Raw genomic sequence first — 26,265 nt, forward strand, 5'->3', positions numbered from 1 at the left:
CGATTCGCCGCGGCGAACACGCCCAAAATAAGATTATAAAAAACGAATATACCTACAAGGTTTCGAAAACCTTGCAGGAGAACAAAGAATAAAAAAAACTCAGAACCTAAACAACTTAGGATCTTAGTAACTTAGAAAAAATGGCAGAAAAAAGAAGAGACCTTGTATTAGCAGGATTAGAACCGTTGATTATTACGCCTACCAGTGTTTTTGTAAACATTGGAGAACGCACAAATGTTACAGGTTCAAGAAAATTCCTTCGCTTAATCAAGGAAGAGAAATATGACGAGGCGCTTGATATTGCAAGACAACAAGTAGAAGGTGGAGCACAAATCATCGATATTAATATGGATGAAGGAATGCTTGATGGTGTTCAGGCAATGACAAAATTTTTGAATTTAATTGCATCAGAACCGGATATCTCCAGAGTGCCAATTATGATCGACAGCTCGAAATGGGAAATCATCGAAGCGGGTCTAAAAGTAGTACAAGGAAAAAGTGTTGTAAACTCAATCTCTTTGAAAGAAGGTGAAGAAGCCTTTATTCACCACGCCAAATTAATCAAACGTTACGGAGCTGCGGCTATTATCATGGCTTTTGACGAAGTTGGTCAGGCCGATAATTTTGAGCGTAGAGTCGAAATTTGTCAGCGTTCGTATGATATTTTGGTTGATAAAGTTGGGTTTCCTCCACAGGATATTATTTTCGATTTGAATATTTTCCCCGTTGCAACCGGAATGGAAGAGCATCGCTTAAATGCTTTGGACTTTTTTAGAGGTACGAAATGGGTTCGCGAAAACTTACCTCACGCGCATATTAGTGGTGGAGTAAGTAATGTTTCGTTTTCTTTTAGAGGAAATGATCACGTTCGTGAAGCGATGCACTCGGTGTTTTTATACCACGCAATCAAGAACGGAATGACAATGGGAATCGTAAATCCGGAAATGCTTTCGATTTATGATGATATTCCAAAAGATTTATTAGAACACGTTGAAGACGTAATTCTGAACAGACGTGACGATGCAACTGAAAGACTTTTGGATTTTGCTGAAAACGTAAAAGGCGAAGTAAAATCAGATGAAAAAGCGATTCAGGAATGGCGTTTAGGAACGGTTCAGGAGCGTATTACACATTCATTAGTAAAAGGAGTTGATGCTTTTATTGAAGAAGATGTTGAAGAAGCGCGTCTTGCTGCGACAAAACCAATTGAAGTTATCGAAATCAATTTGATGACGGGAATGAACGTTGTTGGAGATTTATTTGGAAGCGGAAAAATGTTCTTGCCTCAGGTAGTAAAATCGGCACGTGTAATGAAAAAAGCCGTTGCTTATTTGTTGCCATATATTGAAGCAAGCAAACAAGCGGGAGATAAACAAGGAAACGGAAAAATATTGATGGCAACCGTAAAAGGTGACGTTCACGATATTGGTAAAAATATTGTTTCGGTAGTTTTGGCGTGTAATAACTACGAGATTGTAGATCTTGGTGTTATGGTGCCTCCGGAAAAAATTATTGCTGCTGCGATTGAGCACAATGTAGACATTATTGGTTTAAGCGGACTGATCACTCCTTCGCTTGACGAAATGGTTTATTTGGCAAAAGAATTAGACAAACAAGGAATTAAAATTCCGATTATGATTGGAGGAGCAACGACTTCGCGCGCGCATACTGCCGTAAAAATCGCTCCACAGTATAGAGAAACTGTAATTCACGTAAACGATGCTTCGCGCGCCGTTACTGTTGCAGGAAATTTATTAGATCATAACCGAAAAATATATGCAAGCGATATTCGTGCTGATTATGATGCGTTTAGAGAAACGTTTTTGAATCGTTCAAGAGATAAAAACTTCCTGACGATTGAGCAAGCACGTAAAAATAAATTACAATTAGACTGGGCGGAATATACGCCTACAAAACCAAAAGTAATTGGTAAACAAATCGTTGAAGTTGATCTTGATGTTTTGGTTCCGTATATCGACTGGACACCCTTTTTTAGAACTTGGGAATTGTTCGGAAAATATCCGGCGATCTTAACGGATGAGGTTGTGGGAACAGAAGCAACTTCGGTTTTTGCAGATGCTCAGGAAATGCTGAAAGTGATTTTGGCAGAGAAAAAATTAACCGCTAAAGGTATTTACGGAATTTTCCCTGCGAATCAAATTGATGATGACGATATCGAATTGCGTGATGAAAACGGAAAAGTTTTGGAGAAATTCTTAACACTTCGTCAGCAGTCACAAAAAACGAAAGGTGCACCAAACATAGCTTTATCTGATTTTATCTTACCAAAAGATTCTGGAATTACAGATTATATTGGAGCTTTTTGTGTAACAACAGGTTTTGGAGTTGACGAATGGGCAGCAGAATTTGAAAAAGATCTTGATGATTATAATTCGATTATGGTAAAAGCATTAGCCGATCGTTTTGCTGAGGCTTTCGCCGAATATCTTCACGAGAAAGTACGTCAGGATTTCTGGGGTTATGACGCTGAAGAATCACTTTCGACAGAAGATTTAATCGAAGAAAATTACAAAGGAATTCGTCCTGCACCAGGATATCCTGCTTGTCCGGATCACTTAGAGAAACCAACAATCTGGAAACTCTTGAATGTCGCAGACGAAATTGGAGTAACATTAACGGAAAGTATGGCGATGTGGCCAGCATCATCAGTTTCTGGATATTACTTCGGAAATCCGAAAAGTAAGTATTTTGGACTCGGAAAAATAAAAGAAGATCAAGTAGTAGATTACGCCAAACGACGTAACGTACCAACAGATTACGCAGCAAAATGGTTAAACCCTAATATAGCAGATTAAGAAAAGTTTTTTTGTTTCAGGTTTCAGGTTTCAAGTTCGTTAAGCAACTTGAAACCTGAAACTTGAAACTTCAAAAAAAAGATTATTTGATTACGTTTTTTGATTTCAGATTTTTTACACGAACAAAACTCAAAACTCAAAACTCATAATTCATAACTCATAACTCAAAGAATGAAAGTAACAGAACATATAGAAAACGCCAAAGGAAATACATTATTCTCGTTTGAACTTATTCCACCTCAAAAAGGGAAAAGTATTCAGGAATTATACGATAATATTGATCCGTTGATGGAGTTTAAACCGCCATTTATTGATGTAACTACTTCACGTGAAGAGTATATTTATATTGATAAAGGAAACGGGCTTTTGGATAAAAAGCTAACTCGTATGCGTCCGGGAACACTTGGAATTTGCGCTTCTATAAAACATAAATACAATGTTGACACCGTGCCACACTTGCTTTGTGGTGGTTTTACACAGGAAGAAACAGAATATATGCTGGTAGATTGTCAGTATTTAGGAATCAACAATGTAATGGCACTTCGTGGCGATGCAATGAAAGACGAACAATCTTTTGTGCCAAAAGCGGGCGGTAACAGTTATGCTATTGATTTGGTAAAGCAAATCAATAACTTAAACTGTGGAAAATACCTGCATGAAGTTATGGATGCCGATAATAAAGCTGATTTTTGTATAGGTGTTGCTGGATATCCGGAGAAACATTTAGAATCTCCATCTTTACAATCAGATTTAAAAAGACTAAAAGAAAAAGTAGATGCCGGAGCTGATTATGTGGTAACACAAATGTTTTTCGACAATACTAAATATTTTGAATTTGTGGCAAAAGCAAGAGAAATAGGCATTACAATTCCTATTATTCCTGGAATTAAGCCAATTGCTGTTCAAAGACATTTACAGATTTTACCACAGATTTTCCGTATTGATTTACCGGAAGATTTAATTGATGCTGTTGATAAATGCAAGAATAATGCAGAAATCAAACAAGTGGGAATCGAATGGGCAATTCAGCAATCGTTAGAATTGAAAGCTGCCGGAGTTCCTGTTTTGCATTATTATTCAATGGGAAAATCAGAGAATATTCGCCAAATCGCGAGTCAGATTTTTTAAGATTTTCATCATTATTAAACTATAATCTTTGTCAAAGTTTTAAACTTTGACAAAGATATCCACGATTGGAATTTGGAATTTAAAGTTTGGAATTTTGTAAATTTACGATTATGAAACAAGAAGAATTACAAGCAATAGCTTCTCAGCTAAAGCATCCAACGGGAGAAAAAGGAATTGAAATGGCGAATATGATGCATGAAACAAACATCAATATGACGCGCCATTCGGTTCAAAATCTACATATAGAATCAGGAAACACAATTTTAGAATTAGGTCACGGAAATGCGGGGCATGTAGAATTTATATTCGAACAAGCTGAAAACCTGAAATACTACGGGCTTGAAATGTCTGAATTAATGTTTCAGGAAGCGCGCCAGATCAACCGGAATTTTGTTTCTCAAAAACAAGCTTTCTTTTCGCTTTATGATGGAACTGAAATTCCGTTTCAAGATTCATTTTTCAATAAAATATTTACTGTAAACACAATTTATTTCTGGCAGGAACCTGAAAAGTTACTTTCTGAAATCTTTAGAGTTTTACAGCCAAAAGGAGTTTTTTGTATCACTTTTGCCGAAGAAAGTTTTATGAAACAACTTCCTTTTACCAAATATGAATTTGAACTTTATAGTACCGAAAAAGCAGAGAAACTACTTGAGAAAACTGCTTTCAAAATCATAAACAAAGAAACTTTAACCGAAAAAGTAAAAAGTAAAACAGGAGAATTGGTCGATAGAGATTTTACTACTTTAGTTTTAGGAAAATATTGATTAATACCAATTAAGGAATGAAAGTTTTTATTTTGTGCCGTTAGGTACTAAATGTTGGTAGAAAATATGAATTAAAATAAATTTAGCGTGCCGTAGGTACGCAATAGTTATCGGTTTGTTGCGTACCTACGGCACGCTAATCCATTTCGGATGTAGTGGTTACCAATATTTAGTGCCTAAAGGCACATTTTAACTCTTGATTTGCATACGCAGATTAGACAATCATTTGAAATTATTTTATCCCGATAGCTATCGGGAGTGGCATTAAAAAAAATAATTTTAGTGCTCTTTTTTTGAGTAATTTAATTGATTTTTATTTCACGTTTATATTTCCAAATTGCAATACGATTAAATTATGGAGGTCAAAAAAATCAATTTTCTAAAAAGTTACAGCAGTGTCTTGTTACTTCTGGGCGGAATAACAATTGGAAGTATTTTCGGATTAGTTTTTAAAGAAAAAGTTGCCGTTATAAAACCTGTTGGAGATATATTCTTAAACTTGCTTTTTACAGCAATTATTCCGCTTGTTTTCTTTACAATAACTTCTTCTATTGCCAATTTAGAAAAAACAGAAAAGTTAGGAAGACTATTTGTCATAATGATAGCGGTCTTTTTAGGGACACTTTTGATATCTGCTATTGTTATGATTATAGCGGTTTATCTTTTTCCCATTCACGAGAACATTATAATTACTAAAATTCCGATGGAGAATATCCAATCCGGAAGTGTTGGCGATCAAATAGCTCAATTACTAACGACCAATGATTTTTACGAATTGTTATCCCGAAAAAGTATGTTGGCGCTTATTATATTTTCATTTTTAATAGGATTTGCAACTTTGCAATCTGGGGAGAAAGGAAATGCTTTCAAAAGTTTTCTGGATTCCGGAAATGAAGTCATGAAGCAGCTTTTGACGATGATTATGAAATTAGCCCCAATAGGTTTAGGTGCTTATTTTGCTTATCAGGTTAGTTATTACGGTCCACAATTATTTGGAGTTTATGCCAAACCATTAGGTGTTTATTATGTAGCTTGTATCCTTTACTTCTTTATTTTTTTTAGTTTATATGCTTTATTGGCTGGAGGAAAAAGAGCGTTTATCGTTTTCTGGAGTAACAATATTACACCTTCATTAACGGCAATAGGAACTTGTAGCAGTATCGCAACTATTCCTGCAAATTTAGATGCCGCAGAAAAAATGGGTATTCCAAAACATGTTAGAAATTTGGTTATTCCGCTTGGCGCACCTTTGCACAAAGACGGTTCAAGTATGTCATCCATTTTAAAAATAACTTTTCTTTTTGCCATGTTTGGAAAAGATTTTACTGAACCTTCAACTATACTTTTAGCTCTGGGAATTACAATAATAGTTTCGATTGTCGAAGGCGGAATTCCTAACGGAGGTTATATAGGTGAAGTTTTAGCCATTACCGTTTATGGATTACCTATGGAACAAGCTTTGCCGGTTGCCATGATTTTAGGAACTCTCGTTGACCCGATTGCTACTTTATTAAATGCCAACGGCGATGTGATTTCCTCCATGATGGTCTCGCGATTCTCTGAAAAAACCAAGTGGTAAATAATTTCTAAAACAAACATCAATTTTAATTAAATCAGCATTAATCCGCTTGATCAGTGTAATCTGTGGGCTTTTTTGTGCTATTGATTGAGCAAATAAAATAATATATATGAATTCAATACTTCAGAAAGATCTAAACGATATCGAAAATATCCTTAATCAGGCAAAACAACAAGGAGTTGATTTTTTGAATAATCTTGAAAATATTCCAACTTCTAAAAAAGAATCGATCGACCCGACTCGTGAACTAAACAAATTAGGTTTAGGATCAATAAAGGCTTTAGAAGAATTTAAAGAACGATTGGCACCTTTAATGGTTGCTTCACCGGGACCAAGATATTTGGGTTTTGTAACCGGAGGTTCTACGCCGGCTTCTCTTGTGGGAGATTGGCTGTCTTCGGTTTATGATCAAAATACACAATCGATAAAAGCGCAGGGAGGAAATTCGGCTTTGATAGAGTTTGAAACGATTAATTTATTATTGCAATTACTGAACTTGCCAGAATCATTTTTAGGCGGATTTGTAACGGGTGCAACAATGTCAAATTTTACCTGTTTGGGAGTTGCAAGACAATGGTTTGGGAACCAACTTGGGAAAGACTTTGCCAAAAATGGAATTTCTGAAACCATAAATATTTTGACTGCTACGCCGCATTCTTCTTCTGTAAAAAGCTTGGCTATGTTAGGTATTGGAAGTAATAATTACACCACAATTAAAACTGTTGAAGGCAATCGCGAAGCAATTGATATCACTGATTTAGAAAAAAATATTCAAAGTTTAAACGGAAAACCTTTTATTTTGATTTCAAGTGCAGGAACGGTAAATACGGCTGATTTTGATGATTTTACAGCTATTTCAAAACTAAAAGATAAATACAAATTCTGGTGGCATATAGATGCTGCTTTTGGCGGATTTGCTGCAGTTTCAGAGAAATACAAACATCTTGTAGAAGGTTGGGAAGAAGCAGACAGTATTACGGTTGATTGTCACAAATGGCTGAATGTTCCTTATGAAAGTGCTTTTTATTTGATTAAAAAAGAGCACGCAAGTTTACAAATTGAAACCTTTCAGAATTCAAATGCGCCTTATTTAGGAAATCCGTTAGAGAACTTTAATTACCTAAATGTATTGCCTGAAAATTCAAGACGACTAAGAGCTTTACCTGTTTGGTTTTCTTTGTTGGCTTATGGAAAAGAAGGTTTTCAGGATATTATAGAAAATAGTGCTCATCTGGCTATGCTTTTTGGAAACGCACTTATCGAAAATGGTAATTTTGAACTTCTGGCCCCAATTCGTCTGAATAATGTTTGTTTTACTTTGAAAGGAGATCACAATCAGGAAAAAGTAAGTGAGTTTTTGACAACTTTAAATGATAGAGGAAAAGTGTTTATGACACCAACCGTATATCAAAATCGTAAAGGAATCAGAGCATCTTTTGTGAATTGGCGCACGACTGAACAAGACGTTAAAATCATAATCGAAGAATTAAGAGAGACTATTTTAGATTTGGAAATTTAGGAAATGCAGAAATAAAAAGAGCCTGCTAACTACAAACAGGCTCTTTTATTCAAAAAAAAACAAAAACAAAGTGGAAACTAAAAATCCAAGATCTTAAATCCAGTATTTTAATATTATTAGGATAATAAAGAGGATAATATTCTGCATGATAATCAATAGTGATTTTAGTGTTTAAAACTATTAGTTTCAGTTTTCAAATATAATACTATTTATATCAAGTCTAAATAAAAATAATAAAAAATTTCACAAAAAAGTGTAAGGCTTTGATAACGAGTTGTTAGTAAAGGAAAAACCAATTCATTCTGGAACAGAACAAATTGGTTTTAGGTATAAATGAGACTGTAAACTGAAAACTTATTTGGTAATTTCTCTGAAAACAGCCTCCAGATTTTTGTTTTTCTGATTTAATTGAAGTGTTTTTAATCCATTTTCGTTGGCGAAATCAAATATTGCCGGACGCATATCTTTGTCGGCAACAAAAGTTAATTCCCATGTCATATCATGGATATTTTTGTATGAAGTAATGTTTTCAAGTTTAGCCAAAAGTTGTTCTTGGATCTGATAGTCAAATTCTACTTCGATAACTTGTTCTTTACCTTCAGAAACCAGATGATCTAATTTTTTGTCGGCAACAATTTCTCCTTTGTCAATAATTATGACACGATCACAAATGGCTTCAACTTCCTGCATGATATGAGTTGATAAAAAAACTGTTTTATCTTTTCCCACATTTTTAATTACATTTCGAATTTCCATTAACTGATTCGGGTCCAGTCCGGTAGTTGGTTCGTCCAGAATTAAAACATCCGGATTATGCAATAAAGCGTTGGCAAGTCCCACACGCTGGCGATATCCTTTAGACAGCTGTCCAATTTTTTTATGACTTTCGGCTGACAGTCCTGTCAGTTGAATAACCTCTTCAATTCTTGATTTCGCAACCTGATAAACATCGGCATTAAAAGCCAAATACTCACGAACATACAAATCCAAATACAACGGATTATGCTCTGGTAAATATCCAATGGAACGTTGAACTGCCTTTGCATCCGTCATGACATCGTGACCGTTTACAAGGGCTGAGCCATTATCTGCCAATAAATATGTGGTCAAAATTTTCATTAAAGTAGATTTTCCAGCTCCGTTTGGACCAAGAAATCCTACGATTTCTCCTTTTTGAATAGAAAATGAAATTGAATTTAGAGCTTTTTGAGTTCCGTAACTTTTTGATATGTTGTTTACTTCTATCGACATGAATGTTTATTTGCTACAAAAGTAAATAGAAATACGCTTGATTGCTAAATTTTTGTCGTTTAAAGAATTCATAAAAAAAACATAAAAACCAACTGCTACGGCATCGTTCTTGTTAAAGGGATATTAAATTTAAAATAATACAAATGAAAAAAATGTTAGTGGTTCTTGCATTGGCTATGGTTAGCTTTGCAAATGCACAAAAAGGAACAATCTTAGTAGGTGGTAGTATTGGTTACACTTCTCAAACTAGAACTTTAGGGAATAGCGAAGTTAAATCGAATGAATTTGAGTTTTCTCCAAAAGTTGGTTACCAATTTCATGAAAACTGGACTGTAGGAGGTGAAGCTTCTTTCGGTTCTAACAAATCAGAGCAAGGAGTAAATGAAGTTAGAAATAACACAACTAAATTAGGTGCTTTTTTACGTTATACTATTCCTTTGAATCCAACTTTCTCTTTCTTTGCTGAATTAGGAACTGGTTTTCAAAGTGCAAAAGATAAAACGTACACAGGACCACTTACTTCAACTGCTAAGGCTGATGGTATGTACATTGGAGTAACACCAGCTCTTTTCATCGATATGAAAAAAGGTTTTGGTTTAAACTTTAACATTGGTGGTTTAGGTTATAATACATTAAATTATGACAACAACGGACCAGAATACAAAAACTTCGATTTTAATTTTGGAAGAACATTTAATATTGGAGTTTCTAAAAACTTCTAATCTTAAATATGTATTCAATTTCAGAAAAGCATTCGCCACGGCGGATGCTTTTTTTGTTTGTAATATGTGCAAAGCCTCGAAGCTGTCAAGAAATTAAACTTGACAGCTTCGCGGCTTTGTGTAAAAATTCAAAAAGAGCATGGAATGTCAACATTAGTGAAGTCGAAAACAATCATAACTACAAGAATTTCGACTCCACTTGTTGACACTAAAAAACAAAATATATCTAATTAAAATATTAATTTACGGTGGTTTCAACAGCTGCTCTCATTTCCTGCGCTGCTGCAACCATTTCTATTAAAGCTTTTTTGGTTTCATCCCAATGACGTGTTTTTAAACCACAATCCGGATTTACCCATAATTGATCTACCGGAATTACAGCAGAAGCTTTCTCTAGCAAACGAACCATTTCGGCGCTTGATGGTACACGAGGAGAGTGAATATCATAAACTCCAGGTCCAATCTCATTTGGATATTTAAAGTTGGCAAAAGCATCTAAAAGTTCCATTTGCGAACGCGAACATTCGATTGTGATAACGTCAGCATCCATATCAGCAATATTCTGGATAATATCGTTGAATTCGCTGTAACACATGTGTGTATGAATTTGCGTGTCATCATGAACGCCACTTGCAGAAATACGGAACGCTTTTACAGCCCAATCCAGATAATTTGCCCATTCTTCTTTTCTTAAAGGCAATCCTTCACGAATTGCAGGTTCATCAATTTGAATAATTTTGATTCCGGCTTTTTCAAGATCTACAACTTCGTCACGAATTGCTAAAGCAATCTGAGTACAAGTTTCAGAACGTGACTGATCGTTACGAACAAACGACCATTGCAAAATAGTTACAGGTCCTGTAAGCATTCCTTTTACCCATTTTGGAGTCAGAGATTGCGCATATTTCGACCATTTTACCGTCATTGGGTTTGGTCTTGAAACATCACCATAAATAACCGGAGGTTTTACACAACGGCTTCCGTAACTTTGAACCCATCCGTTTTTTGTAAAAGTAAAACCAGCTAGTTGCTCCCCAAAATATTCGACCATATCATTACGTTCGAATTCTCCGTGAACCAAAACATCGATTCCGGTTTCTTCCTGGAAACGAATTGTAGCTTCAGTTTCTTTTTCGATTAAATCGTTGTATTGTTCTGTTGTTAATTCTCCTTTTTTGAATTTTGCTCTCCAGCTTCTCACTTCAGCTGTTTGAGGGAAAGATCCAATAGTTGTAGTTGGGAATAAAGGAAGGTTTAAAGCTTCAATCTGACTTTTTCGTCTTGTAGCAAAAGTGCTTTTACGTTTATCATCAGAAGCTGTAATATTAGCAACTCGTGTTTTAACTTCGTTATTGTGAATTAATTTTGAAGTTTTACGATTGTCATTTGCGATAGTATTTTGCTCAAAATCAATAGAAGTTTTAGTATCAATTTCATTAGAAGCTAATTTTTTTAATAAAACAATTTCGTCGATTTTTTGTTTAGCAAAAGCCAACCATTGTTTAATCTCCGGAGTTAAAGTAGCATCGTTTGTTTCTAAATCTAAATCGCAAGGACTGTGAATTAAAGAGCACGATGGCGCAACTAAAATCCTGTTTTCTCCCAAAGCATCAGTTGCTTTTTTGATCAGGTTTAAAGAATTTTTGAAATCATTTTTCCAGATATTTCTTCCGTCAACAACTCCCAAAGAAAGATTTACTGTTGTGCTTAATTTTCCAGATTCTAAAATATCATCTAATTGTAACGGACAACGCACTAAATCTAAGTGGAAAGTATCAGCTGGTAAAGCTAATGCTGTCGCTAAGTTTTCTCCAAAACAATCAAAATAGTTTGCCAAAATGATTTTGATTTTCGGGAAACGAATATTGATTTCATTGTATACTTCTGTGAAAGTATTTCTTTCTTTGTCAGTTAAATTTAAAGCTAAGAAAGGCTCGTCTAACTGAATATATTCAACATTTTCAGCTTGTAATTTTTCGAAAATTTCGAAGTAAACCGGAAGTAATTTATCAATAAGATCAATTCGGTGAAAACCTTCTTCTTTTTCTTTCCCTAAAAGTAAATAAGAGATTGGTCCTATTAAAACTGGTTTTGTAGCAATTTTTAAAGCATTTGCCTCTTTAAATTCATCGATTATTTTTTCAGAAAACAATTCGAATTTTTGGTTCTTAGTAAATTCAGGAACAATATAATGATAGTTAGTATCGAACCATTTTGTCATTTCCATTGCCACAACATCCTGACCGTCTTTTTGCGCTCCTCTTGCCATTGCAAAGTACAAATCGATAGCCGAATTTGTTTTGGCTAATTCATGGTAACGCTGCGGGATTGCTCCAAGAGTCAATGTTAAATCAAGTACTTGATCATAAAAAGAAAAATCATTAGACGGAATCAAATCAACTCCTGCTTCAGATTGTAAATGCCAGTTTCTACGACGGATATCTTTTCCGGTTTCGATAAGTTCATCAACAGAAATTTTTCCAGCCCAATACAATTCAGAAGCTTTTTTTAATTCTCTGTTGCTACCAATTCTTGGGTAACCTAAATTATTTGTTTTCATTTTTTATTTCAGTATTTTTTACTGAACAAATTTATTGTATTAGATTTTAAAACTTATATTTGATTATTATTTAAGTAAATAGTCTTTTAAATGTTGATTTTTGAAGATTATATTACTGACAAAAACTTTTAAAAGGCATTTTGGCCGTAAAAAATACTATGGAAAATCTAGATAACACCGATTTGCAGATCCTGAAACACCTTCAGGAGAATTCAAATATTAATACAAAAGATCTGGCAAGCAAATTATTCCTGACCGTTACGCCAGTTTATGAACGTATAAAAAGATTAGAACGTGACGGATATATTACTAAATATGTTGCTTTATTAGACAGAAAAAAAATGAATCGCGGTATGACCGTTTTCTGTAATGTTCGCTTAAAAGAACATGCAAAAAACGTGGGAAGCAATTTTGTAAAAGATATTGTGGCACTTCCTGAAATTATCGAATGTTATAACATTGCCGGCGATTATGATTTTATGCTAAAAATATTGGTTCAGGACATGTCTAGTTATCAGGATTTTGTAATGAATAAGCTCTCTACTATCGAAAATATTGGAAACACTAATAGTATTTTTGTAATGGGAGAAATAAAACACAGTACGGCATTAGAGTTTTAGAATAATATTTTGCCACAAATTTCACAAATTTTCACGAATTAATTTAAGGACAATGATTTGTGTTAATTTGTGAAATTCGTGGCGAAAAAACTAATCTGCGACATGTTTTTATTCAATATTATCCTAAAATAAAATGTATTTTTGACGTTTTAGATCCTAAATCTAAAATCAACAATCTGAAATCTAAAATCAAATGAACTGGGAACAACTTTTATCACTCAAACGCCAAGGCGATACTAGCAAAAGATTACGTGTAGAACAAGATGATACGCGTTTAGGATTTGAAGTTGATTATGACCGAATTATTTTTTCGGCAGCGTTTCGCTCTTTGCAGGATAAAACCCAGGTAATTCCGCTTTCAAAAACAGATTTCGTTCATACGAGATTAACGCACAGTTTAGAAGTTTCGGTTGTAGGACGCTCTTTAGGACGCTTGGTTGGAAAGAAAATTATCGAAAAGTATCCACATCTAAAAGAGATTCACGGATATCACATGAATGATTTTGGAGCAATTGTAGCTGCAGCTTCTTTGGCACATGATATAGGAAATCCTCCTTTTGGGCATTCTGGCGAAAAAGCCATTGGAGAATATTTTTCGATAGGAAAAGGCTTAAAATATAAAGATCATTTAAAGGCCAAACAATGGCAGGATTTAATTGATTTTGAAGGAAACGCAAACGGATTTTCGGTACTTACAGCAAGTCGCCCTGGAATCGAGGGTGGGCTTAGAATTTCGTATGCTACATTAGGAGCTTTCATGAAATATCCGAAAGAAAGTTTGCCTAAAAAGCCAACGTCAAATATTGCTGATAAAAAGTATGGTTTCTTCCAGACGGATAAAGCATTTTTTGAAGAAGTTGCCAAAGATATGGGAATGATCGCCAATAAATCTGGAGATGATATTGGTTTTGAAAGACATCCGTTGGCATACTTAGTCGAAGCAGCAGATGATATTTGTTATACTATTATTGATTTTGAAGACGGAATAAATCTTGGTTTAGTTTCTGAAGATTATGCTTTAGAATATCTAATTAAACTGGTAAAAGATAATATTGGGGTTTCTAAATATAAATTGTTAGAAACCAAAGAAGACCGAATTAGTTATTTGCGTGCTTTGGCAATTGGTGCTTTGATTAATGATGCTGTTGATGTTTTTGTTGAAAATGAAGAAGCAATCCTGGCCGGAAAATTTCCTTTTGCCTTAACGGATAAAAGTAAATACAAGGCGCAAATGGATGATATTATCCAGTTAAGCGTTGCGAAAATTTATCAAAGCCGTGAAGTTGTTGAAAAGGAAATTGTAGGTTATCAAATTATCCAGACTTTACTGGACAAATTTATAACTGCTTTTAATAATAAATATGAAGGAACTGCTTCAAATTATGACAAATTGATTTTGAAAATGTTACCGGAAAAGCATCATCTGGACAAAACCAATTTGTATGAGAGATTATTACATATTTGCCATTTCGTTTCGCTGCTAACAGACGGAAACGCATTAGAATTGTTCGAAACGATAAACGGAAGAAAAGGGAATTAAATAAATTTTCTAACATATAGAAACATAGTTTTTATGTGTTGGAAGAATATAAAAAAGAAACAAGTTTCTTATCACATAGCTATGTGAATTTAAAAAAGTGAAATGCCTTTTTTTGAAGCTAAAAATTCTAATGTTTCTATGTGTTAAAACTATTCGACCAATCGTTTTAATTATTGAAAAGCATAAACCAAACCTACTCCCAGAACCTGTCTTAACTGAGCTCTTGGTCCGTCATTTACTTGAGAAGTTGATCCTGTAGTTGGGTCAACCACATCTTTTTTAGTTTTGATATCATCATCATAAACTAAATGTACACCAATGTTAGCCTTTACATAAGCATTAACAACAAGATCTAAACGCGTATCGTAGTCAACATCGACATTTCCGAATTTGTTCAAATAATCGGTGTATAAGGTTAACCTGTTTTCGTAAAAGACGTTTTTATAAATTTCGCTTTTCATGTATCCTGTTAATAGAATACCAAACTCTGCTTTTACTTTTTGTCCGTCTTTAATTAAAATTTGAGAATTAGGATCGAGAGGATCAGGTGCATAAATTGCTTTTTTAACACCAAAAGCACCTTGATTAGCCAAATCCTGATCTAAAACCAAAGTTGTCTTTAAAGTTATTGGAGAGAAGTAAAACGTTCTGTTTTTCTTTTTGTTTGAATTCTCAGCTCCCGCTCCTAAAAAGATATATGCCGGTGCAAAAGGTTTAGAGATAGCAATGTCCCTATTTGGATAATTATATCCATTTGTAAACTGTGTATTAAAATTGTATTTGGCTGAGTAATACCAATTTGAAACAGTATCTTTTCTAAAACCGTAAGTTGAGTTCAGCATTACCGCATCATCCGTTTTACGAAGTTCCATTCCGTCTTGCTGATTTAAACCATATTTTACGATAAGTTCGTTTACCCATTTATGATTTCCTTTTTGATACGTTCTCGTAAACTCGCCTTTAAATAAGCCTGAAATAGAACTTGTTCCCCCGGCGCTCCAATTCACAAAAGCAATTTCAGAAATGTCAAATCCTAATTGATTTTTTTTAGCCCAGTTTGAAGGCAGTTTCGGTAATTGATTGGGATCTAAGGTCGTTTGTATAATTTGAGCAAAGTTATTTGAAGTACACAAAAGCAATAGAAGCAAAAGGGTAGAACGCAATAATTTCATTAGGTTGATTTTATTTTTTGGTAGTGCAAAATAATTATTTTGTATCGGTTGAAAAAAGATTTACCAAACTTTTAACGTCAATTTTACACAATTGTTGTAATTGACTCACCGTTCCGTGCTCAATAAACACGTCAGGAATACCCAAAATTTCAATATTATTTTTATAATTATTTACCGCTGCAAATTCCAAAATTGCACTTCCAAAACCACCGTTTATAGCGCCGTCTTCAATGGTAATTATCCTTTCGAAAGAAGAAAATATGTTATGTAATAATTTGATATCTAGTGGTTTAATAAACGGAAAGTCATAGTGAGCAATTGTTTCCGGATTGTTCAATTCATCGATTGCCAATGTCACATTATTTCCGATAGTTCCAGTCGATAAAATTGCCTTTTTTGTTCCGGATTTTAAGACACTAGCCTGTCCTATATTAATTTTTTTATATTGTCCGAAATTTTCTACTTCCCAGTTTGGTAAAACACCTCTACCACGCGGATATCGAATTGCGATAGGATGATTTAAGCCTAATTGTGCCGTAAATAAAATATTTTGAAGCGCAATTTCGTTAATTGGTGCGTAAATTATCATGTTCGGAATTGTGCGTAAATAAGCAATATCAAAAACGCCGTGATGTGTTGCGCCATCTTCGCCAACCAAACCGGCGCGGTCCAAACAAAAAATAACAGGTAAGTTTTGCAAGGCTACATCATGAATAACCTGATCGTAAGCACGCTGTAAAAAAGTCGAATAAATATTGCAATATACAATCATGCTCTGAGTTGCCATTCCGGCTGCAAGCGTTACGGCATGTTGCTCGGCAATTCCAACATCAAAAGCACGTTCCGGAATTTCGTCCATCATAAACTTTAAAGAACTTCCAGATGGCATTGCAGGCGTGATTCCGATGATTTTTTTATTCTTTTTGGCTAAATCTAAAATGGTTAAACCAAAAACATCCTGAAATTTTGGAGGAAGATTTTCTTCAGATTTTAAAATAATTTCTCCGGTCGAAGCATCAAATTTTCCGGGTGCATGATATTTTACCTGATTTTCTTCAGCTTGCTGTAAACCTTTCCCTTTTGTAGTTACAATATGAAGAAATTTAGGGCCTTTTATATTTTTTAATCGATTTAATTCTTTGATTAAAGTAGGGAGATCATGTCCGTCAATTGGTCCTGAATAATCAAAATTCAAAGACTTAATCATGTTATTCTTCTTCGGATTTTTTCCTTCTTTTACAGCGGTAAGATATTTTTTAAGTGCGCCAACGCTGGGATCAATTCCAATAGCATTGTCATTTAAAATAACCAATAAGTTAGCATCTGTTACTCCTGCATGGTTTAAGCCTTCGAAAGCCATTCCGGATGCAATAGAAGCGTCACCAATAACTGCAATATGTTGTTTGTTGAAATCACCTTTTAAATTAGAAGCAATCGCCATTCCTAACGCTGCCGAAATAGAAGTAGAAGAGTGACCAACGCCAAAAGTATCGTAGACACTTTCGCTTCTTTTAGGAAAACCTGAAATGCCTCCGATTTGTCTGTTCGTATGAAAAATTTCTCTTCTTTCAGTCAGGATTTTATGTCCGTAAGCCTGATGTCCAACATCCCAAACCAATAAATCTTCAGGAGTATTGAAGACATAATGCAAAGCAATTGTCAATTCTACAACACCTAAACTGGCGCCCAAATGTCCTTCTTTTACAGAAACTACATCAATAATAAATTGACGTAATTCTTGTGCGACTTCTGGAAGTTGTTCTTCAGAAAGTAAGCGTAAATCAGCAGGATTGTATATGTTTGAAAGTAAGTTGCTTTTCATTGTAAGGTAAAAAGCAAATTTACGGTTTTAAATTTAATTTTTATCTGAGATCTCATTCCAATACAATTGGTAAGGAATATTGCATTCTTATTTTTTTTCCATTAGATTCTCCCGGTTGCCATTTTGGTGATAAGCTTAAAACTCTAATAATTTCGTTCTCTATATTTTTATTGATAGCAGGGACTGATTCAATATAGGATAAAGTGCCGTTTTTTTCTACTGCAAAGGAGATTCTAATTTTTAGATTTTTGGTATTTGTATTTTCGGGTGTTTTAAATTCCTTTCCAAAAAAGGTATAAAAAGGGTCAATTCCTCCAGGAAATTCAGCATTGGTATGAATAACCGCTCCAGTAACGTAAACTTCACCTTGTGATACATCATCACTTTTGATTTTCTCCTTTGGTTTTACAAATTTTACCTGATCAACTTTTGGCGGCGGTGGTGGCGGTACATGTCTTAAAGTGTCGTTTGGGTCATGTTTAGGAGGTAAAGCGAGCCCAACAGTTACATGTTCTGTTGAAGCATCATCCTGAACAACTTCTACTTTATCAATTTTCTGTTTCTTTCCTTCTTTATTCTGACAGCTAAATAAAGTTGTTCCCATTGCCAGAAATAATGCTAACAAAAACATTTTATAATAATTAGTTTGTGCATATACAATGTGACTCGGAATTTGAATTATAACAGAATCTAATTGTTCATTTTTAAATCTTCCACAAATTCCAGTATTTTGATTTTGAGCAAAAAATTGTTGAATTTCATCTGGTAACTTAGTTGTGAAATCTATAACAGTTTTGGAACAGCTCATGCAAAAGCGACCATTGTCTTTTGGAGTCATTTTGTCCCAGCTTTCATAACATGGTTCGGGAATTGTTATTTTGTGTTTTCTGTTCATTATTTAATTGTAATAGGTAAAATATAAGAGGAGCGAACAATACGATTTTTTAGTTTTCCGGGAATCCAATTTGGGGCTGTTTTTAAAACTCTAATAGCTTCTTCACCAATTTCGATTGGTGTATTTTTAGGTACGTTGAAATTACTCAAACTGCCATCTTCTTCCACTACAAATATAATATTTAGTTTTCCCTGAAATTTTTCTGTTTTGTTTGGAGCAACATAATTTTTGCTAAAAAAATCATAGAATTTTTTCATTCCATTTTCTGGAACCGGTAAAACATCTAAATCATTTGAATTGTATATAATATTGTATTGAAAAGTTCCCGTTTCAAAAGAATTGGGAGCAATTAGCATTCCCATTGTAAACCTTTGAGGAGCTTTTTTTGTTTTTACTTTTTTAGACTCGATTTGATGTCCATAACATACGGGAGTAACTTCATTTTGATCTTGCCCGGTATTATCAACAATTTCGATTTTATCAATTCTGTTTTTGTTCCCATCTTTATCTGCACAACTAAACAAAGTCGTTCCCATAGCAATGAATAATGCCAATAAAAACATTTTATGATAATTGATTTGAGTATATAAAACCTGACTCGGAATTTGAATTGTTACTGTCTCTAATTGTTCATCTTTAAACCTTCCGCAAATACTTTTGTTTTGATTTTGAATGAAAAAATACTGTACCTCTTCAGGCAGCATAGTTGTGAAATCTATGACGGTTTTAGAACAGCTTAGGCAAAAGCGACCATTGTCTTTTGGAGTCATTTCATCCCAGTTTTCGTGACATGGTTCGGGAATTGTTATTTTGTGTTTTCTTTCCATTTTTGAATTTCAATATTTAAATGTAATAAAAAATAAATACGAAAAGAGTATTTTTGCAACTATGATAAATCCCTTCACCGACGAATACTTTATGAAAAAAGCTTTGCAGGAAGCTGAAATGGCTTTTGATAAAGGCGAAATTCCTGTTGGAGCTATTATTGTTGTTGCCGACAAAGTAATTGCAAGAAGTCATAATTTAACCGAATTATTGAATGATGTTACGGCTCATGCCGAAATGCAATCTATAACCGCTGCAGCAAACTTTCTAGGTGGTAAATATTTAAAAGATTGTACTTTATACGTAACGCTCGAACCTTGCCAAATGTGTGCAGGTGCTTTGTATTGGAGTCAGATTTCTAAGATTGTTTTTGGAGCGCGTGACGAACAACGCGGTTTTATGACGATGGGAACAAAATTACATCCAAAAACAACTGTAGTTTCTGGAATTATGGCAAATGAAGCAGCCGATTTAATGAAACGTTTTTTTGTAGAAAGGCGAAAGTAAAATTTTTGGTAAGATAAATAATGACAGATTTTTCAATAATAAAAAAGCTATATCATATTACAGAACCTAACGGTTTTACGAATGATGAGATTCAAATTGTTAAAGATATCTTTGGCAACCTTCCTCAGGTATTTGTTGATTATTATACTGAATTGGGCAAAATTGAAAACTTAAATCATACACAAGATTTACTAATTGTACCGGAACGTTTTCAATATTATAAACAAATTGATTATTTGATATTTTATTCTGAAAACCAGAGAGCTTGCGTTTGGGGAATTCATAAAGATGATTTGTCAAAAGCGAATCCTCCCGTTTACATGAGTGAAGACGGAAAAGAATGGAAGTTGGAGACCGAAACACTGACCGATTTTTTTACTGCAATGGCTTTTCTTCAGGCGGGTTATGCATTAGAATATCCTTGTAATACATTTTACGAATTAGAAGAACAGGAATTAGATTTTATTGCTGATAACTTTCAAAATAAGGGATTCTCTTTTAAGCAATGGCTTGGCGGAATAAGTTTTTATGGTAATTACAGCGACGATGTAATCATAATCATAGGTGCTAATCAATTATTTTATGCGGCCAATACAAACGAACATTTTATCGAAATGGATAAAATCCTATCTAAACTTGGGGTAGAATTATAAAATCTGTTGCTCTAAAATGAATTGTAAAACTAAATTATTTAAACGATTTAAAATAATTTAGTCTAGCGAATTTTCCTCTTAAAATATTTAGAAAAATACTTTATATTTACTACAATATAATTGACATTTCACCAGTTATGGTTTTAACGGTGAAATGTTAAAACGTTCTGTTATTTTCCAAAATCTGTAACCCATTAACTCTAAATAAAAGTGAAAGCAAAAGGATTAGTTCTCGTGTTTTGTGTGTTTTTTATTTTTCAATCTTGTGGTAGAAAATCAGCTGCCGATTTCAATTCTGATTTTTCATTATTTAAAGAGTATATAGTCAGTTTCACGGGAGGAATAGTCTCGTCGGAATCTGATATTAGGGTAGTTTTAAATTTCGATAAAAAAGAATGGAAAGCTAATCAGGTTTTAGACAGTGATTTGTTCGATATTTCACCAAGCGTCGACGGAAAAGTCGTGGCACTTTCGACCAATACAATTGCGTTTATTCCGGAGAAAAAGCTAAAACCAGGAACAGAATATCAAGTAACCCTGAAGTTGGATAAACTTATCAAAATTCCGAAAGAGAAAGAAAAAGAACTTTCAGAATTCAACTTTACGGTTAAAACAATCAAACAGGATTTCACGATTAATACAGCTGATATTCAGTCATACAGTAAAGAATATCAGTATTTAAACTGTGTTTTAAAAACAGCAGATAATATTGATATTGAAACCGCTAAGAAACTGGTTTCGGCGCAACAAAAAGGGAAAGATCTTAAAATTAAATTCGCAAAAAACTCAGGTTCCGGAAAAGAATTCAGTTTTATAATTGACAGTATTCAGCGTTATTCAGAAGCAACAAATCTTGAGATTTTGTACGACGGAAGCGATTTCGATATTGATCAAAAAGGACAATTAGATGTTCCGATTACGAATATAAACGAGTTTAAAATCGTAAAAGTTGAAGTTCCCGATGGAAGCAATCAATCGGTTTTAATTAATTTCTCTGAACCTTTAGAAAAAGGACAGGATTTTAAAGGTTTGGTTTCGATTCAGAATGCTAATAATTTGAAATTTTCGACTCAGGGAAATCTGCTGAAAGTTTATTTTAGTAACGAAGCGCCGGCAAAAAAAGAAGAACCAGTTCCTGTTGCGGTTGAAGAATCTGCGGTTTCACTTGTAGATTCGTCTACAATTGTTGTTGATAGTGCGGCAGCGGTAGTTGATGATGCCGTAGAGGTTGTTCAGAATGAAGAAGCTAAACCGGAACAAATTCTGGCAGGAGATTTATTGATTGAAGTTTTTCAGGGAATCGAAAGTCAGTATGGTAAAAAAATGGACTCTAATTACACGGAGAAAATCACTTTTGACCAAATAAAACCAAGTGTTCGTTTCATTAAAAACGGAACTATTCTGCCAAGTTCAAATAATCTAAAACTGAATTTTGAAGCCGTAAATTTAAGTGCAGTTGATGTAAAAGTTTATAAGATTTATAAAAATAATATCCTGCAATTTCTTCAATACAATGAACTAAACGGAAGTCAGAACCTCAAAAAAGTGGCGCAGCCCGTCGCAAAAATGACTTTAAATTTAAGTGAAAGCAAACTAATCAATCCAAGCAAGTGGAACACATTTGCATTAGATTTATCTAAAATAATTACGCCCGAACCAGGCGCAATCTACAGAGTAGAATTTGTTTACAAAAAGAAATATTCATTATACAAATGTGAATCTTCAGAAGAAAATGAGAGTGAAGGTGATGAAGACGAAGAAGTAGATGAAAATGACGTAAACTACAGCGGAAACTCCTACGATGATTACTATTATGACGATTATGAATGGAGAGAGAGTCAGGATCCGTGTACCAATTCGTATTATTACAATGCCAGAATAGCAACTAATATTTTAGCGACAGATGTAGGTGTTATTGCCAAAAGAGGCGAGAATAAATCGTATTTGTTTGCCGTAAACAATATTGTCACGACAGAACCAATTTCGAATGCACGCGTTGATTTGTACAATTACCAACAACAAAAAATCACTACAGGCGCAACAAGCAGTGAAGGAATTGCTTCTTTTCAGTTAGATAAATTCGCCTATTTTGCTATTGTTACTCTTGGTGATCAATCGACTTACGTAAAGCTTGATGATGGACTTTCGTTATCTGTAAGTAATTTTGATGTTGCCGGTGAGACGTTACAAAAAGGTCTAAAAGGATTTATTTATGGAGAACGTGGCGTTTGGCGTCCGGGAGATAATTTGTATTTGTCATTTATCTTAAACGATGCCTCAAATAAATTACCAAAATCACATCCGATTAAATTCAGACTGAATGATCCAAATGGTAAAACAACGTATCAGACGATTCAAAAAACAAACGAATTAAATCATTACAGTTTTACAGTTCCAACAAGTGCAGATGCGCCTACAGGAAATTGGGAAGCAATGATAAGTGTTGGTGGTGCGAAATTTTACAAAAGCATTAAAATTGAAACCATTAAACCGAATCGTTTAAAAATTAAAAACACTTTCCAAAGAGCTGTTTTATCCTCTTCTTATCCAAATACCAGTAATCTTGAAGTTACGTGGCTTCACGGTGCAATTGCTAAAAATCTGAATGTAGAAATGCAGGCTAAGTTTTCGCAACAGGCAACGACTTTTAAAGGATATGAAAAATTTACTTTTGATGATTTAGTGCGTCAATTTAGTACTGAAGAAATAAATGTTTTCTCCGGAAAATTAAACGAAAACGGAAAAGCTTCGGTAAATATTGAACCTAAATTACAAGGACAAGCACCAGGAATGCTTCGCGCTTCTTTCATTACAAAAGTATATGAAGAAGGTGGAGATTTTAGTACAGATGTTATTTCGACAACTTATTCGCCTTATAAAACTTATGTTGGTATAAAATCGCCGGAACCTAATAAATACGGGATGTTGGAAACCAGAACCAATAATCGTTTTGAAGTTGCAACCGTTGATGAAAACGGAAGACCAAAGTCTGTACGAAATCTGGAAGTAAAAGTTTATAAAGTAGAATGGCGTTGGTGGTGGGATGCATCCACAGATAATTTGTCGAATTATAATTCTTCAAACGCAACTACATCTTATAAAACCTTTATAATTAATACAGATGCCAACGGAAAAGGAGGTTTTCGGTTTGCTTTATCCGACGAAGAATGGGGACGTTATTTAATTCGCGTTTCAGATAATCCAAATGGTCATGCAACAGCTTTAACCGTAAATATCGACTGGCCAATCTGGTCTGGGAAAACACGTAATAGAGATGCTTCTACAGCAAATATGTTAGTGTTTTCTACCGATAAAAAGAATTATGCAGTTGGCGAAAAAGCGCAAATATCTTTTCCTTCAAGTGAAGGCGGACGAGCTTTGATTTCGATTGAAAACGGATCAAAAGTAGTGCAGACAATTTGGGCAAAAACGCAAAAAGGAGAAACTAAAGTTGAAGTTCCAATTACGGCAGCAATGGCGCCAAACGTGTATTTTAACATCACACTTTTACAACCACACGCTTCAACCAAAAACGATTCGCCAATTCGTATGTACGGAATCGTTCCGATTGAAGTTGTAGATAAAAATACGATTCTTGCGCCAACACTTTCAATGCCGGATGTCTTAAAACCGGAACAAGCTTTTACAGTAAAAGTAGGTGAAAAAACAGGTAAAGAAATGACGTATACGATTGCCGTTGTTGACGAAGGTTTATTGGATTTAACCCGTTTTAAAACGCCAAATGCGTGGGATAGTTTTTATGTTCGTGAAGCTTTGGGCGTTAAAACCTGGGATATTTACGATGATGTAATTGGCGCGTATGGCGGAAAAATAAATCAGATTTTTAGTATTGGTGGTGACCAGGATTTAGGTGGTGGAAAAGCCAAGAAAGCCAATCGATTTAAACCAGTTGTATTGTATTATGGCCCATTTAAATTAGAAAAAGGACAAACAAAATCACATCAATTAAAATTACCAAAATACATTGGTTCAGTTCGAACTATGATTGTTGCTGGTGACGCCAATACAAGTGCTTACGGAAGTGTTGAGAAAGCCACGCCGGTAAAAAGCCCGTTGATGGTTTTGGCTTCATTACCGAGAAAAATTTCTCCTTCAGAAAAAGTGACGATTCCAGTTACGCTTTTTGCGACTGAAAAGAATATTAAAAATGTTTCTATTCAGATAAAAACCAGCAACGGATTACAAGTAATGGGAAGTGCAACTCAATCTTTGACTTTTGCACAACCTGACGAGAAAATGGCGTATTTTAATTTGGTTGTGGGTTCTTCAACCGGAATAGCCAAAGTACAGGTAATTGCTACATCAGGAAAAGAGAAATCGGTTTATGATGTCGAAATTGATATGACGAACCCAAATCCGGTTACGAATACTTTTACCGATGTTATTTTGGCGCCAAATAGTACTAAAACTATTTCATGGAAGACCTTTGGAGTATCAGGAAGTAATAAAGCCAGATTGGAAGTTTCGTCAATGCCAACAATGAATTTAAACGGAAGATTGCAATATCTTATTCAATATCCGCATGGTTGTGTAGAGCAAACAACTTCGTCTGTTTTTCCTCAGTTGTTTTTGAACGATGTTGTCGATTTAGATGCAACCAGAAAAGGAATTATTCAAAAGAATATTACGGCGGGGATTACGAGATTAGGAAGTTTTCAATTGTCAAACGGAGGAGTGGCGTACTGGCAAGGAAATACAATTGCAGACGATTGGGGAACTTCATACGCAGGACATTTCTTGATTGAAGCCGAGAAAAAAGGATATGTTTTACCAATTAATTTTAAATCAAAATGGATTTCGTATCAACAGAAAGAAGCGAAACAATGGCGATTTGAACCTAAATACGGGAATGATTTAGCACAATCGTACAGATTATATACATTGGCTTTAGCCGGAAATGCTGATTTGTCTTCGATGAACAGATTACGAGAAACTAAAGGGATTTCGAATGAAAGTAAGCTACGTTTGGCTGCCGCTTATGTTTTGGCTGGGCAAAAATCAGCGGGACAAAATCTTTTGTTAAGCACCAGTATTGATAATGAATCGAGTAATTACAATTATTACTATTACGGTTCAAGCGAAAGAAACAGAGCAATGGCTTTGGAAACTATGTTGCTTTTAGGACAAAAACAAAAAGCATTTACGATGGCTACAAAACTAGCCAAAGAAATGTCAAATAACCAATGGATGAGCACGCAAACAACCGCGTATTGCTTGTATTCAATGTCTAAATTTGCTATTAGTAACGGTCCAAAAGGAATTAATCTTCAGTTTAGTAAAAGTGGAAAAGGCGAAACGATAAACACACAAAAAACAATTGCTGACAGAAGTTTGATTGTTCAAACGGGAGCAAATAGTGTTGTTCTTAAAAACCTTAAAAACAACACGGTTTATGTACGTGTTTTAAATACCGGAATATTACCTATCGGACAAGAAAATGCCATTCAAAGTGATGTTTCGGCTAATATTGTTTTCAAAAATAGAAAAGGCGGTATTATCAACGTTTCTAAAATTAGTCAGGGAACTGAGTTTATTGCTGAAGTTACCATCAGAAATCAAAGAAATGAAAGCGTTCAGAATGTTGCTTTATCGCAAATTCTGCCATCAGGTTTCGAGATTGTAAATACGCGTTTTACAGATTATGGCGACGCAACAAACAACATCGCCGATTATATTGATATTCGTGACGACAGAACTAATTTCTATTTTGGAATGAAAGCCGGAGAAACAAAAGTCTTTAGAATTTTGCTAAATGCATCGTATTTAGGGAATTATTACTTACCTGGATTACAATGCGAAGCCATGTATGACAATACATTTCTGGCAAGAACAAAAGGATTTTGGGTTGAGGTTGTAAAATAAAATATA

General features: G+C 34.4%; 17 protein-coding genes. 11 read left to right on the plus strand and 6 right to left on the minus strand.

Going from position 1 to position 26,265, the window contains the following annotated elements; genetic code table 11:
* Positions 1 to 140: 140 nt before the first annotated feature.
* The 5 genes from metH (at position 141) to LPB88_RS01165 (ending at position 7,809) form a co-directional block, all read left to right on the plus strand.
* Positions 141 to 2,816, plus strand: a complete 2,676-nt coding sequence (gene metH, locus LPB88_RS01145) for a methionine synthase (protein ID WP_230711979.1) — start codon at positions 141 to 143, stop codon at positions 2,814 to 2,816.
* A 171-nt stretch (positions 2,817 to 2,987) separates the two neighbouring features.
* Complete coding sequence (gene metF / locus LPB88_RS01150; RefSeq protein ID WP_230711980.1) at positions 2,988 to 3,944, plus strand: methylenetetrahydrofolate reductase [NAD(P)H]; 957 nt, start codon at positions 2,988 to 2,990, stop codon at positions 3,942 to 3,944.
* Positions 3,945 to 4,054: 110 nt separating this feature from the next.
* Positions 4,055 to 4,711: a class I SAM-dependent methyltransferase gene (locus LPB88_RS01155; protein WP_230711981.1), complete on the plus strand. Its 657-nt coding sequence runs from the start codon at positions 4,055 to 4,057 to the stop codon at positions 4,709 to 4,711.
* A 355-nt stretch (positions 4,712 to 5,066) separates the two neighbouring features.
* Entirely contained in the window at positions 5,067 to 6,290 is a 1,224-nt protein-coding gene (locus LPB88_RS01160) for a dicarboxylate/amino acid:cation symporter (protein ID WP_230711982.1), read from the plus strand.
* 109 nt (positions 6,291 to 6,399) lie between these two features.
* A complete protein-coding gene (locus LPB88_RS01165) occupies positions 6,400 to 7,809 on the plus strand; it encodes a pyridoxal-dependent decarboxylase (protein WP_230711983.1) in 1,410 nt (469 codons plus the stop codon).
* Between the two features lie 354 nt (positions 7,810 to 8,163).
* Here LPB88_RS01165 and gldA read toward each other — a convergent pair whose 3' ends face one another.
* On the minus strand, positions 8,164 to 9,060 hold the full coding sequence (gene gldA / locus LPB88_RS01170) for a gliding motility-associated ABC transporter ATP-binding subunit GldA (protein WP_230711984.1): 897 nt from the start codon (positions 9,058 to 9,060) through the stop codon (positions 8,164 to 8,166).
* 143 nt (positions 9,061 to 9,203) lie between these two features.
* On the opposite strand from gldA, the gene LPB88_RS01175 reads away from it, so the two are divergent.
* Positions 9,204 to 9,782, plus strand: a complete 579-nt coding sequence (locus LPB88_RS01175; RefSeq protein WP_230711985.1) for an outer membrane beta-barrel protein — start codon at positions 9,204 to 9,206, stop codon at positions 9,780 to 9,782.
* Between the two features lie 238 nt (positions 9,783 to 10,020).
* Here the strand turns inward: LPB88_RS01175 and metE are convergent, their stop codons facing one another.
* Positions 10,021 to 12,342 carry a 5-methyltetrahydropteroyltriglutamate--homocysteine S-methyltransferase gene (gene metE, locus LPB88_RS01180; RefSeq protein WP_230711986.1) on the minus strand — a complete coding sequence of 774 codons (2,322 nt, stop codon included), beginning with the start codon at positions 12,340 to 12,342 and terminating at the stop codon, positions 10,021 to 10,023.
* Between the two features lie 158 nt (positions 12,343 to 12,500).
* Between metE and LPB88_RS01185 the strand changes: the two genes are divergently transcribed.
* Together LPB88_RS01185 and LPB88_RS01190 are read left to right on the plus strand one after the other, a co-directional pair.
* Complete coding sequence (locus LPB88_RS01185) at positions 12,501 to 12,962, plus strand: Lrp/AsnC family transcriptional regulator (RefSeq protein WP_089353020.1); 462 nt, start codon at positions 12,501 to 12,503, stop codon at positions 12,960 to 12,962.
* A 193-nt stretch (positions 12,963 to 13,155) separates the two neighbouring features.
* On the plus strand, positions 13,156 to 14,502 hold the full coding sequence (locus LPB88_RS01190; RefSeq protein WP_230711987.1) for a deoxyguanosinetriphosphate triphosphohydrolase: 1,347 nt from the start codon (positions 13,156 to 13,158) through the stop codon (positions 14,500 to 14,502).
* 170 nt (positions 14,503 to 14,672) lie between these two features.
* Here LPB88_RS01190 and LPB88_RS01195 read toward each other — a convergent pair whose 3' ends face one another.
* From LPB88_RS01195 to LPB88_RS01210, 4 genes are read right to left on the minus strand one after another with little or no spacing between them, the layout of a single operon-like run.
* A complete protein-coding gene (locus tag LPB88_RS01195) occupies positions 14,673 to 15,674 on the minus strand; it encodes a DUF3078 domain-containing protein (RefSeq protein ID WP_230711988.1) in 1,002 nt (333 codons plus the stop codon).
* 34 nt (positions 15,675 to 15,708) lie between these two features.
* A complete protein-coding gene (locus LPB88_RS01200; RefSeq protein ID WP_230711989.1) occupies positions 15,709 to 17,496 on the minus strand; it encodes a 1-deoxy-D-xylulose-5-phosphate synthase in 1,788 nt (595 codons plus the stop codon).
* 52 nt (positions 17,497 to 17,548) lie between these two features.
* On the minus strand, positions 17,549 to 18,391 hold the full coding sequence (locus LPB88_RS01205; RefSeq protein ID WP_230711990.1) for a hypothetical protein: 843 nt from the start codon (positions 18,389 to 18,391) through the stop codon (positions 17,549 to 17,551).
* Positions 18,391 to 19,218 carry an energy transducer TonB gene (locus LPB88_RS01210; RefSeq protein WP_230711991.1) on the minus strand — a complete coding sequence of 276 codons (828 nt, stop codon included), beginning with the start codon at positions 19,216 to 19,218 and terminating at the stop codon, positions 18,391 to 18,393. Before LPB88_RS01210 ends, LPB88_RS01205 begins: the two co-directional genes overlap by 1 nt.
* A gap of 61 nt (positions 19,219 to 19,279) precedes the next feature.
* On the opposite strand from LPB88_RS01210, the gene LPB88_RS01215 reads away from it, so the two are divergent.
* The 3 genes from LPB88_RS01215 to LPB88_RS01225 all read left to right on the plus strand — a co-directional run bounded on the left by LPB88_RS01215 (position 19,280) and on the right by LPB88_RS01225 (position 26,259).
* Positions 19,280 to 19,723 (plus strand): nucleoside deaminase, encoded by a 444-nt coding sequence (locus LPB88_RS01215; protein ID WP_230711992.1) that lies wholly within the window; start codon positions 19,280 to 19,282, stop codon positions 19,721 to 19,723.
* Positions 19,724 to 19,743: 20 nt separating this feature from the next.
* Positions 19,744 to 20,376, plus strand: a complete 633-nt coding sequence (locus LPB88_RS01220) for a hypothetical protein (RefSeq protein WP_230711993.1) — start codon at positions 19,744 to 19,746, stop codon at positions 20,374 to 20,376.
* A 210-nt stretch (positions 20,377 to 20,586) separates the two neighbouring features.
* Positions 20,587 to 26,259, plus strand: a complete 5,673-nt coding sequence (locus LPB88_RS01225) for an MG2 domain-containing protein (RefSeq protein ID WP_230711994.1) — start codon at positions 20,587 to 20,589, stop codon at positions 26,257 to 26,259.
* The last annotated feature ends 6 nt before the right edge of the window (positions 26,260 to 26,265 follow it).

Origin of the sequence: Flavobacterium sp. JAS, assembly GCF_020991455.1 — a bacterium.
In the GTDB taxonomy this organism is placed as follows: Bacteria; Bacteroidota; Bacteroidia; order Flavobacteriales; family Flavobacteriaceae; genus Flavobacterium.